This is a genomic window from Hydrocarboniphaga sp., assembly GCF_028291725.1.
In the GTDB taxonomy this organism is placed as follows: Bacteria; Pseudomonadota; Gammaproteobacteria; order Nevskiales; family Nevskiaceae; genus Hydrocarboniphaga.
The window spans coordinates 26,336-38,605 of the sequence record NZ_JAQGNT010000016.1 but is presented as its reverse complement, the minus strand read 5'-3'; the positions used below and the strand labels follow the sequence as shown (position 1 = coordinate 38,605).

The 12,270-nt window shown below is 61.6% G+C and carries 10 protein-coding genes and 1 pseudogene; 10 read left to right on the top strand and 1 reads right to left on the bottom strand.

Annotated elements, in window-relative coordinates:
* Positions 1-499 (bottom strand): SDR family NAD(P)-dependent oxidoreductase (locus JWQ90_RS04810; RefSeq protein ID WP_299690200.1); only part of this gene is annotated, 499 nt, incomplete at its 3' end.
* A gap of 121 nt (positions 500-620) precedes the next feature.
* Here JWQ90_RS04810 and JWQ90_RS04805 point away from each other — a divergent pair.
* From JWQ90_RS04805 to JWQ90_RS04760, 10 genes and pseudogenes are all read left to right on the top strand, one after another.
* Positions 621-1,568, top strand: coding sequence for a LysR family transcriptional regulator (locus tag JWQ90_RS04805; RefSeq protein ID WP_299690198.1), 948 nt, complete (start codon positions 621-623; stop codon positions 1,566-1,568).
* 98 nt (positions 1,569-1,666) lie between these two features.
* Positions 1,667-1,855 (top strand): annotated as a pseudogene (locus JWQ90_RS04800) (winged helix-turn-helix transcriptional regulator); the annotation flags it as partial.
* Positions 1,856-2,253: 398 nt separating this feature from the next.
* Entirely contained in the window at positions 2,254-3,315 is a 1,062-nt protein-coding gene (locus tag JWQ90_RS04795; protein ID WP_299690192.1) for a hypothetical protein, read from the top strand.
* A gap of 184 nt (positions 3,316-3,499) precedes the next feature.
* Entirely contained in the window at positions 3,500-4,987 is a 1,488-nt protein-coding gene (locus tag JWQ90_RS04790; protein ID WP_299690190.1) for an aldehyde dehydrogenase family protein, read from the top strand.
* A 9-nt stretch (positions 4,988-4,996) separates the two neighbouring features.
* On the top strand, positions 4,997-5,782 hold the full coding sequence (locus tag JWQ90_RS04785; protein WP_299690187.1) for an SDR family NAD(P)-dependent oxidoreductase: 786 nt from the start codon (positions 4,997-4,999) through the stop codon (positions 5,780-5,782).
* A 31-nt stretch (positions 5,783-5,813) separates the two neighbouring features.
* Positions 5,814-7,112 (top strand): cytochrome P450, encoded by a 1,299-nt coding sequence (locus tag JWQ90_RS04780; protein ID WP_299690184.1) that lies wholly within the window; start codon positions 5,814-5,816, stop codon positions 7,110-7,112.
* 96 nt (positions 7,113-7,208) lie between these two features.
* Entirely contained in the window at positions 7,209-8,759 is a 1,551-nt protein-coding gene (locus JWQ90_RS04775) for a long-chain-fatty-acid--CoA ligase (RefSeq protein ID WP_299690181.1), read from the top strand.
* 12 nt (positions 8,760-8,771) lie between these two features.
* Positions 8,772-10,976 (top strand): acyl-CoA dehydrogenase, encoded by a 2,205-nt coding sequence (locus JWQ90_RS04770; RefSeq protein ID WP_299690178.1) that lies wholly within the window; start codon positions 8,772-8,774, stop codon positions 10,974-10,976.
* A gap of 42 nt (positions 10,977-11,018) precedes the next feature.
* Complete coding sequence (locus JWQ90_RS04765) at positions 11,019-11,459, top strand: DUF2147 domain-containing protein (protein ID WP_299690175.1); 441 nt, start codon at positions 11,019-11,021, stop codon at positions 11,457-11,459.
* A gap of 140 nt (positions 11,460-11,599) precedes the next feature.
* A complete protein-coding gene (locus JWQ90_RS04760; protein ID WP_299690173.1) occupies positions 11,600-12,208 on the top strand; it encodes an NUDIX hydrolase in 609 nt (202 codons plus the stop codon).
* Positions 12,209-12,270 lie beyond the last annotated feature (62 nt).

Sequence of the window (12,270 nt, the reverse complement as noted above, 5' to 3'; positions counted from 1 at the left end):
CCTCCGCCCAGGTTCGCGCGAGGTTGCGCACTGCCGCCTTGCTCGCGCTGTAGGCGGTGAACGCCGGGGCGCCCGTGGTGCCGGCGCTCGATCCGGTCAGGATGATCGAACCGCCCTTGCCCATCAGCGGCAGCGCCTTCTGGACCGTGAAGATCGTCCCCTTCACATTGATGTCGAAGGTTTCGTCGATGTGCTTGGCGGTGATCTCGCCGAGCCGAAGCTGGCTTCCCACCCCGGCATTGGCGAAGACGATGTCGAGGGTTCCGCGCTCGGCCTTCACCGCCGCATAGAGTCGGTCGAGGTCGGCCTCATCCGAGACCGAGCCCTTTACCGCGCGGGCATTGGGCCCGAGGTCGGCCACAGCGGCGTCGAGCGCTTCCTGCCGGCGGCCGAAGATGAAGACGAAGGCGCCCTCCTCGATGAAGCGCTTTGCCGCGGCGAGGCCGATGCCGGTAGCGCCACCGGTGATCACGGCGGTCCTTCCATTCAGTCTGGTCATGTCGTGCATCCTTCCTTGGAGTTGTACGGAATCAGGGAACTGCTTACCGTGTATCTGGAGTCTTTACTCATGAAGACAATTGACTGAATATCGATATGTATCATCTACTCTTTAGATAGTTGTGCTCGATAACGTCACTATCAATCAACTTCGGGCCTTCGTTGCCGTGTGTGACCAAGGAAGCTTTTCCGGGGCTGCACGAGAGCTGAACCGTGCACAGTCGGCGATCAGTCACGCGATCAAGGCACTCGAGAGTGCCTTTGATGTGCAGCTGTTTGAGCGCGACACTCGCAAAGCGACGCTTACGGCCGCAGGCCGCAGCCTCCTGCCTGATGCTCGTGCGGTGATCTCACGCACCGAGGAAATGAAGACGCGCGCGGTTTCCATTGCTGCAGCCGGAGTACCGCAAGTCTCGATTGCCGTGGATACCTATTTTCCGCGCGCGCACCTGATTGAATGCCTGCGCAGCCTGCAGGCGGACTTCGTGACGGTTGCAATCAATCTGCGCATGACGACCATGCAGGGCGGCGAGCGTTTGGTTCTCGAAGGCACATGCGCATTGGCGGTGACGATCACGGACGTGCCGGAGCTGAGCCCGGGTGCCATAGAAAGGCAGCATTTATGTGAAGTGCAAATGGTGACCGTCTGTGCGCCATCGCATCCGCTGGCCGCAATCGCGGGGCCGATCCCGCGGGAGGAATTTGGCCGGCACATCCAGCTCGTCGTAACCGACAATCAGCCCGATGCAGAAAAGACACAACAGGGGGTCGCCGGCGAACGCCAGTGGCGGGTGAATGACCTCGGCGCGAAGCACGATCTGCTCAGGGGAGGCTTGTGCTGGGGGCACATGCCGCGTCACATGGTTGCGGAAGACCTCGCGAATGCAACACTCGTCGAACTCCAACGGCGCGCATGGCACATGCGCCCCCTCACCTTCATGATCTCGCAGCGGCGCGGGTACTCGTTTTCCGAATGCGAGACACGGCTGGTCGAACTCCTTGGCGATCCTCAGCGCTTCCCGAAGGAGACCAGCCAGCGCTCCGTCTCACGCAAAGGCAAAAAACCCTGAAGGCCCGCCATGCGTGAGCAACAGTCAGTACGGCCTGCCGCTCCTCGACGGATGTCACGCGGGGCGTGAAGATTGTGGGGAGTTATGAATAGCCGCCTTTGAAGGATCTGGAGGCCGATCACGTGCTGGTGCGGACCGACTACAAGGAGGTGCCGCCGCGCGTGGACTACGCGCTCACCCCGCTTGGTCGCAGCCTGGCCGACGCGATCGTCCCGCTGTGCAGCTTGGGAACCGAGAACATGGCGGAAATGGCCAGCATCTTCGCCAAGCGCGACACTTTGCCTTGAGCGGATGCTGAAGAACCGCTGAGTCGGACGACCCTGCGCATTCGTGGGAGGGCGGCAGGTCGAATTCTTCAGATCAGACCGTCAGGATGCGCGGTTTGGGCGCTCTGGCCCACGGTGTCCGAGGAAACATAAGACGGGCCCTTGCCTCGTCAGCTCTTTATCGACGGCTCTATCCGTCGTGTCCGAACGTCGGCCCGAAGGCGCCCCCAAAACTGCAGACGATTGGCGAACGGACTTGGTATCGCACCGATTGATATTGGACTTCGCGTCCCCCGATCGATGAAGTATTGAACACCCGCGAGGGGCGGCTCGACAGTCTCGCTCGCAGACTTCCCGAGAAGACCCGGCGGCCCAAGTGCCGACTAGAAAAGTGCTGACTAGATTAGGGGATGAGGCGCATGGCCTATCGCGTTGTTCTGTGGGGCACGGGCATCGTCGGCGCCCATGCCGTAGCCGGAATCATCGAGCATCCCGATCTCGAACTCGTCGGTGTCTGGGTGTCGTCGGCAGCCAAGAGTGGTCGCGACGTTGGAGACATCGCCGGGCTCGGCCGTAAACTCGGCCTGGCAGCGACCAACGATGCCGAAACGCTGCTCGCGTTGAAGCCCGACTGCATCGTCCATGCAGCGGCTTCGGACAACCGGCCATTCGAAGCCGTCGCCGATTTGGAGCGGTTCCTGAGAGCCGGGAGCAATGTGGTCTCCACCGGCCCCGTGAGCGCGCTCTGGCCGGCGCAGGGAGAGGATTTCGGCGCGTCTCTGCACAAGACGGCGCTGGCGGCTGGAAAAACCGTTTGGGTAAACGGCATCGATCCCGGCTTCGCCAACGATTTCCTGCCGATGGCGATCACCGGGCTGTGCCGGCGAGTCGACAAAGTGCATTGCACCGAGATTTTCAACTACTCCGGTTACCTTCAGCCCGACACCCTGCGTGCGATGGGTTTTGGCGAACCTGCCGATTCCCAACCCATGCTGGCCATGCCCGGTATCTTGACGATGGCATTCGGCGGCGGCCTGCGCCAAATCGCCGCCGGACTGGGCATCAAGCTCGACTCGATCGAAGAAAGCTGCGTTCGGGCGTTCGCGCCGGAAGACTTCATGACCGCTATCCCGATCAAGAAAGGCACAGGCGCCGGCATACGCTTCAAGATCGCGGGGATGCATGCCGGGCGCGAGGTCTGCGTGATCGAGCACGTGACTCGCATGCGCGACGATATCGCCCCCGAATGGCCGCAGCCGTCGGATGGTGACGGCTACCGTGTGTCCGTGACCGGCGAGCCGAGCTTCACTCTCAATCTGCAAATGGGAATGAAGGACAACCCTCACGATCATGTCAATGCGGCGTGCCTGGCGACCGCGATGCGCATCATCAATGGGGTACCTGCGGTCGTCCAAGCCCGGCCAGGACATATTTCAATCTATGACCTGCCGCTTCTGACCGGGCGGGTTTCCATGCGTTGAAGACGCGATCTGAAAAGCAGAACGCCGACTATATGGAGAGAGACTCAATATCGCCTGGAATCATATTGGACTCGTGATAGAGGCAGTAATACAGTCCCGGCCGTAGTCTCAATCGAACACCCGGTCGCCGCATTGCTCAATGCAGCATGTTATGGCGTCAGCGACAAAAGGGGGATCACGAATAGTGTCTGAGGAAAAAAAATACGGGCCCTTGCCTCGTCAGCTCTTTATCGACGGCGAGTTTGTCGCCGGCGCGGGCGCTGTCGTCGAAGCCAGAAACCCCGCTACCGAAGAAGTGTTCGCGGAATTCCGCGGTGCTTCGCCCGACCAGGTGCGCCAGGCCATCGGCGCGGCGCGGCGCGCTTTCGATGAGGGGGGATGGGCGAGCCAGAGTCCGGGGTATCGCGTGGCCGCATTGCGCCGCTTCATTCAACATTTGACGGAGCGGTCAGCGGCGATCGTGGATCATCTGGTGTTGGAGACCGGCTGTCCGCGCTCGTCCATGACCATGATGGTCCAGTTGGCGATGCCCTTGCGCAGTTGCCTGGAGTATCTCGATCTCTATCTCAGCCTGCCCGACGTGGTGGAAAATCCGCTGTCCTTCAATGCGCGGATGACCGCCACCGGCGCGGTGCTCCAGAGCATCCGCCGCTATGTTCCGCTCGGTGTCGTTTCTGCCATTTCGGCTTATAACTTCCCGCTGTTCATGGGGCTGTGGAAGGCCATTCCGGCGCTGGCCACCGGCAATAGCGTGGTGTTGCGGCCTAGCCCGCTCACGCCCATGTCTTCCTTGGTTTTCGGCGAGGCGGCTATCGCGGCCGGGCTGCCGCCCGGCGTGCTCAATATCGTGACCGAGGCCGGGGCCGAGGGTGCGATGATCATGACCAGCGATCCGGGCGTCAATATGATCACCTTCACCGGCTCCAGCGATGTCGGCGAAAAAGTCATGGCCCAGGCGGCCCGCGGTATCAAGCGCATCCAGCTCGAGCTAGGCGGCAAGTCGGCGCAGATCTTCCTGCCCGATCGCGTTGAGGCGGCGGCCGGTGTGGCGCTGTCGGTGTGCCTGGCTCATGCGGGGCAGGGCTGCGTGCTCGGTACCCGCGTCTTTGTGCCTGCGGCCGAAAAGCAGGCAGTGCTTGAGAAACTGGCGGCTTCGCTGACCCGGGTCACCATCGGTGATCCCAACGATCCGGCCATCCAGATGGGTCCGGTCATCTCGGCGGCGCAGCGCGATCGCTGCGAGCGTTACGTCAAGGCGGCGATCGACGCCGGCGGCAAGGTGGTGTTCGGCGGCAAGCGTCCCGCTCATCTCAATCGGGGCTATTTCTTCGAGCCGACGGTGCTCGATCTTCCGGACAACAAAAATCCGGCCGCTCAGGACGAAATCTTCGGACCCGTGCTCGGCGTTATCGGCTATGAGTCGGTCGATCACGCGGTTGAGATGGCCAATGATTCGGTCTATGGACTGTCGGGCTATGTGTTCGGCAAGGACACCCGCAAGGCGGTCGAGGTGGCATGCCGGCTCAAGACCGGGACGGTCAATGTGAATGGCGGCAGTCTCAGCCCCTTCATTTCCTCGGGCGGCTGGGGCCGCAGTGGCATCGGTCGCGAGCGCGGTGAGGAAGGTTTGCGCATGTACCAAGAGATTCAAGTTCTTAACATTACAAATTGAGGCGGGTCCATGCTTCTTCTTAAGGATAAATCTGTCGTCATTACCGGTGCCGGTTCCGGCGTCGGACGCGCTGCCTCGCTTATTTTCGCGCAACACGGCGCGCGCGTGGTCTGTTCCGATCTCAAGGAAGAGTGGGCGGCGGAAACGGTGCGCCAAGTTGTCGAGGCCGGTGGTACTGCGGTCGCGCAGGTATGCGATGTGCGTCGGGAAGCCGATTTGATCGCGGCGATCGAGCGCGCCGTCGCCGAATTCGGTCGTCTCGACATCATGTACAACAACGCCGGCGTCGCCACTGCGACCGACGGCAAGGGACATCGTCTTGTCGATCAGGGCGACGATGATTTCGACCGCATGGTGTCGATCAATCAGCGCGGCGTTTATTACGGCTGCCGTCAGGCGGTCATGCGCTTCCAGATACAGGGCGATCATCAGGGCGTGATCGTCAATACGGCGTCGGTTGCCGGCATGGTGGGAATGGGAGGGGTTCTCTACGGTTCCACTAAGGGAGCGGTGATTCAATTGACCCGCGCCCTTGCCATTGAGGTGGCGAAGGACGGCATCCGCGTCAATGCGGTCTGTCCCTGTGGGATGCTCACCAATTTCGGTCGCTCGGACGAGCGTGCCTTCGGCTCGGTATCGGCCGAGCACGTCGACCGGATCAACAAAATGCATCCGCTGGGCCGCGCCATCACACCGGAAGACACCGCGAACGCGGCCTTGTTCCTGGCATCCGATATGGCCAAAAACATTACCGGCGTCGCACTACCCGTGGATGGCGGTTACACCGCCGCTTGATATTTCCTCTTATCTGAATGTGAGGTCTGCCATGACCGCCGTCGAAGCAAAACAGTCTGCCATCACCAGTCAGGATCCCCGCTATGAGGAGATTTTCGATCTGATCAGCCACGCCAAACTCATGGGCGTCGATCTGGTGGAAAACCCCTTTCCGATGCTGGCCGAGGCTCGCGCCAAGGCGCCAGTTCAAGCGGGGACCCTGCTCGATATTCTGGGCATCCAGAATAGGCGTATGCCGATGTTCGAGGTCGAGCGTCCGCATTTCATTGCCTTGAGCTTCGCCACCATCGACGAGATGCTCACCAACAACGATGTCTATTCGTCGTCGGTCTATTACGAGTTCTTTCCCACCAAGCAGCTCGGCAAATCGATTCTGCATCTCGGCGGTACCGAACACCGTCAATATCGAGGCACCGTGCAACCCTTGTTCACCCGGCGCAACGTGGTGGAATGGTGGCAGCCGACCTGGATCGTCGGTCTGGTGGACGAGTTGATCAGCACTTTCGAGAAGAAAGGCAAGGCCGATCTCAATCAGGAGCTTTGCGCCCGCCTGCCGATGCACACCATCACCCGGGCCTTCGGACTGCCGTCCGAAGATGCGCTCGATTTCCGCTATCACCTTATGCGCGGCCTCAATATGCAGATCAGCAAGGAGGATCGCGCCATTTCGGAAGAAGTGGTCAGTCGCCTGCTGGCCCGGGCGATTCTGGCGCGGCGCGCCAGCCCGGGCAACGATGTCATCACCCGGCTGGTCGCCGCCCAGTTCATCGACGAGGACGGTACTCGCCGGGTTCTGTCGGACGACGAGATCGTGAGTTTCTGCAAATTGATCATCGCCGCCGGCGGCGGCACCACCTGGCGGCAATTGGGCATCACGCTGGTGGCGCTGATGACGCATCCCGAACAGTTCGAAGCGATCAAGAAGGACCGCCAACTGATCGACGCCGCCATCTCCGAATCGCTGCGCTGGCACAACACCTCGCCGCATTTCTTCCGGCTGACCACCCAGGACGTCGAACTGGGAGGGATCGAGATACCCAAGGGTTCCATTGTCGAGTTCAACCTGAACGCGGCGAACCGCGATCCGGCCCGCTGGCCCGATCCCGACCGCTATGACATCTACCGCCCGCAGCAGCGTCACCTGGCGTTCTCGTCCGGGCCGCATACCTGCCTCGGGATGTATGTGGCGCAGGCGGAGATGAAAGTTGCTATCAACGCGCTGATTGATCGCTGTCCCAATATGCGCCTCGATCCCGACTTCGAGACGCCGCGGGTGACCGGAACGCTCGAAATGCGCGGCCCTTCGCATGTGAATGTGATCTTCGATTGAAGGGATGTGGCCTGTGATTGAACGTGGCCCTCGATTGAAGGGCGGCTGTCGCTGGCGTGGACAGCGGCGATCAAGCAATGGGAGCGCGTGAGCGGTATGGACACACTTGCGCAATTGTGGAATCGCAACGTCCGCTACAACGGTGATCGTCTGGCGACGGTGGTTGGCGAGCGCCGGACCAGCTTCAAGACCTTGTTCGATCGCGCTACGAAGCTGGGAAACGCACTGTCCCGCCTCGGACTCAGAAAGCATGATCGCGTCGCCATGCTGGCGATGAATCGTCATGAGTGGTTCGAGGTGTATGGCGCGTGTCATCTCAGCGCCTTCATTGTCGCCACCGTCAATTTTCGTCTGGCGCCGCCGGAGGTCGCCTATATCCTGGGCGACTGTTCGCCGCGTGTGCTGATCTTCGAGGAGCAGTACGCGCCGATGATCGAGGCGCTGCGCGCCGAACTGCCGGGCATCGAGCACTATGTCTGCATCGGCGCCAAGCCCGACTGGGCGCATGACTACGATGTGTTTCTAGACAGCGGTGCCTCCGAACCCATCGCCGTGATCCCGCGTCCCGATGATTACGCGACTCTCATCTATACCAGCGGTACCACCGGGCGCCCCAAGGGAGTGTTGAAGACACAGCTGCAGAACATGGTCGGCTATCAGCGCAACGTCATCGTCATGGCGATGCAGGCGCATGACCGGCTGCTGCTGCAGATGCCGCTGTTCCATGTCGGCGCCACCTCGCTCGCCTTCGGCGCCTTCTGTGCCGGCGCCAGCGTCGTGCTGCACCGTCAGTTCGATCCGGCACAAACCCTGCAAACCCTGCAGGACGAGCGCATCACGATGGGCCATATGGCACCGACGATGCTGCAGTCGATGATGGATTTGCCGCAGATCGACGACTACGAGCTGTCATCGCTGCGCATCGTGAATTGCGCTGCGGCGGGCATGCCGGTGACGCTGTTGCGGCGCGCGGTCAAAAAGTTCGGACGGATATTTCTCAATTCTTACGGGGCCACCGAATCGAGCGGGTCCATCCTCTATCCGCATCAACATCATCTCGAGGGCAGCGAAGCCGAGCTGCGGCGACTCGGATCCGTGGGTGAGCCCTTCCCCGATTCCGAACTGCGTATCGTCGATGACAACGGCAAGGATCTCCCGGCCGGTGTTCCGGGCGAGGTCATCATGCGGACCCAGGGCACCATGGCTGGCTATTGGAACAATCACGCCGCCACCTTGGATGCGATCAGGGACGGCTGGTACTACAGCGGCGACGTCGGCTATTTCGACGACCACGGGTTTTTGTACCTGGTCGACCGCAAGAAAGACATGATCATCTCGGGAGGGGAGAACATCTACTGCCGCGAAGTCGAGGAAGCGCTGTTGGAGCATGGCAGCCTGGCCGATGTCGCCGTCTTCGGCGTTGCGGATGCGCATTGGGGCGAGGCCGTCAAGGCGGTGGCGATCCGGAAACCCGGCGCATCGGTAACGGCCGAGGAACTGATCGACTTCTGCGCCACTCGCATCGCTCGCTACAAGCGTCCGAAGAGCGTCGATTTCGCCGCCGAATTGCCGCGTCTGCCGAGCGGGAAGGTGAGCAAGGTCGTTCTGCGCAACCTCTACAAAGCGCGGACGGCCGCGGAGTCATAAGGAAAAATCGGCATGGACTTTTCTCTCACCGAAGAGCAGACCCTGCTCAAGGACACTTTCGAACGGCTGTTTCGCGAGCAATCGACGAGCGACCGCATCCGCGCCACAGAGGCCACCGGCTTCGATCCGGCGCTGTGGGCTCAGGTGGTGGCGATGGGGATGCCGGTCATGCGGGTGCCCGAGGAATTGGGCGGCGGCGGCAGCAGCTTGTCCGACGCGGTGCTGGTGGCGGAGAGCGCCGGCCGCCATCTGGCGTCGATCCCGCTGGTCGAATCGATCGTCACCGCCCGGCTGCTGGCCGACGTGAACACGCCGGAATCGCGAAGCTGGCTTGGTCGTGTCGCCGACGAGGGGACGATCGTCACGCTCGCGCTCCATGCAGTGGCGCCGGCGGTGGGACAGGATCGTCAATTGATCTCGGGTGGTGGCGTCGCTCAGGGGATCATTGCCCTGCGCGGGACGACGCTGGTGTTGTTGCCGGCGGCTGAGCGTCCGGTTGCCAATCTCGGACAGCTTGCGCTGGCTTATCGCAACTTGGCAGACGACGGCGAAGTGCTTGCCGAGGGCGCTGACGCCGTGCGCCTTTACCATGCTGCCATCGAAGAGTGGACGCTGCTGACCGCGACGCTGATCGCTTCCGCGAGTCGCCAGGTTCTCGAACTGGCGGCCGACTATGCCAAGGAACGTCAGGCCTTCGGCAAGCCGATCGGTGCCTATCAGGGGCTTGCCCATCCGCTGGCGGATTCCTGGACCGATATCGAGGGCGCAAGCCTGCTCATCTCGCGCGCCCTATGGGCTTTGGCTCATGACCCCGGCCATGCGGCTGCCGCGATCACCATGGCCTATTGGTGGACCACCGAGGCGGCGGCCAAGGCGACGGTGCGTGCGACCCGGGCGTTCGGCGGCTACGGCATGACGCTCGAATATGACGCGCAACTTTATTTCCGCCGCGCCCGCGCGTGGTCGCTGCTGAAGGGCGACCCCAAGCAGGAACTGGAACGCCTCGGCGATCGCTTGTGGACCGAGCACAGCACGGCGCTGCCGGATGCCGGCCTCGTAACAATTGACATCGATTTCAGCGACGAGGCGAAGGCGTTCGGTGCCACTTGCGAGAAGTTCTTCAACGAGGTGATGACCGACGAACTGCGCGCCTTCACCTTTCACACGACCGATGGCCACGATCTCCAGATGCAACGCGAGCTGGCCGCGCGCGGTTTCCTGTTCCCGGACTGGCCGGCGGAGTATGGCGGGCAAGGAAGGACACGTTACGAAATGTCGATGCTGCGCCGGGCGTTCGGTGCGGCCGATTGGTGGGTCGCGGCGATCGGCGTGACCAATCTGACTGGCAAGATCGTCGCGGCATTCGGTTCCGACGAAGTGAAGCGGGAGATCCTGCCCAAGTTCGCCAGCGGCGACTACAACGCGACGCTTGGCTACACCGAACCGTCGGGCGGTTCGGATATCTTCGCCGCCAAGACCCGCGCCGACTGGAACGGCAGCGAATGGGTCATCAATGGCCAGAAGATCTTCACCTCCCATGGCCATATCGCGCAGTACGGCCTCTTGATCGTGCGCACCAACCACGAGGTTCCCAAGCATGCCGGCGTCACCTTGTTCCTGGTGCCGTTGGATCAGCCCGGCTATGAGTGTCGTGAGATCAAAACATTGGGCGGAGAGCGGACCAACACCACGTTCTATACCGACGTCAAAGTACCGGACCGCTATCGTTTGGGTCCGGTGGATGGCGGCGCCAAGGTGATGGCCCATGCCCTGTCCCTGGAACAAAGCGCGGCTGATTACTATGTCAGTGCATTGGCGCGGCAATTGCGCCATGCCCTGGCTTGGGCGAAAACCGGCGGCGACAAGGCGCCGATCGGTAGCCGGGCGACGCGTGCCCGGCTGGCGCGCGCGCAGACACTGCATGACATCACCGATCTGCTCGGCCGCCGCTGCCTGTGGTCGGGCGTGGTCGGGCAGCAAGACAAGTCTTTCGGTCCGATGGCCAAGCTGTTCGGCAGCGAGGCCTGGGTCAGCTCGACCACCGATCTTCTCGATCTGGCGGCGCCCGATTCGCTGGTCACGGAAATGAGCGATCTCGGCGTGATCGAGCAGGAACATCGCAAGGCGATGGCGGCGACCATCTACGCCGGCACCAGCGAAGTACTGCGCAGCATCATCGCCGAAAGCGCGCTCGGCTTGCCGCGATCGCGCATGTGAGCTGAGCGGCCACTTATGCGGCGTGCTTGGCGTATTTGCCCAATGAAAAACAGGGTTCTCCTGATTGTAGTGACGGCGATGCTGGCCGTCGGCGCGGCGTCTATGGCGGCCGGTACGCCGGTCGGCGACTGGGAGACCATCGACGACAAGACCGGACAGCCGCAATCGATCATTCACATCGCACAGGTCGACGGAGAACTGCAGGGCACGGTCACAAAGTTCCTGCGCGCCGACGCCGTCTCCAATGCGACCTGCACCCGCTGTGACGGCGCGCGCAAGGACCAGCCGATTCTGGGGATGGCCATCCTTTGGGGGATGAAGCCGGATGGGGATGCGTTTTCCGGCGGGACCATCCTGGATACGCGCAGCGGCAAGACCTATCGCTGCAGGCTGACGCTGAGCAGGGACGGCAGCAAGCTCGAAGTGCGCGGCTACATCGGCCTGCCGGCTCTGGGCGGATCGCAGACCTGGCTGCGACAGTAGGATAGTAGTCACAGCGCTGGAAACCTGGCGAATTCGGGCGGTAAAATGGGTATGACGAGAACTCATCTGGTGTTGCACTTGGAACTTGAATCCGTCATGCATGCATTTATCGATACATTGATAATCTTGCCGGTGCGCCGATGAGCAGTGCAGGATATTGCACCGTCTGCGGCACGATGCTGCAGCTGAGACGGCCGGACAACGACACCCGCGATCGGCTCATTTGTCCGGGTTGCGGTTTTATCCACTACGAGAATCCAAAAATTCTCGTCGGCTGCTCGGTGACTTCGCGGCAGCGGATTCTGCTTTGCCAAAGGGCCATCGAGCCATCGCGCGGCCTATGGTCGCCTCCCTCGGGCTTTCTTGAATGCGACGAATCGCTTGAGGCGGGCGCGGCCCGCGAAGTGTTCGAGGAAACGGGTGTGGTGATTGATCCAGAATTGCTCGTGCCCCATATCATTACCAGTTTGCTCGACATAAAGCAGGTCTACGTGTCCTTTAGAGTGGATATCGACGACTGCATTGTCACGCCGGGACATGAAGCCTTGAATGCCGCTTTCTTCAGCGAAAGCGAAGTTCCGTGGGAGCAACTGGCTTTCCCTGGCATGCGCGAATATCTCAAACTCATGTTCAACGAACATGCCGATGAAAGGTATAGCCTCCACGTTAGCCGGATCGCAGACGCGGCCTCTACGCGACGGGGATTCCATCTATTGACAGACCGCTATCAGCGGCACCTTTTGAAGTAGACGCCTCAGCATTGCCTTGTTCGCGACCGCCTTCGCGGGAGCCGGCCCTCATGATGGCGAGC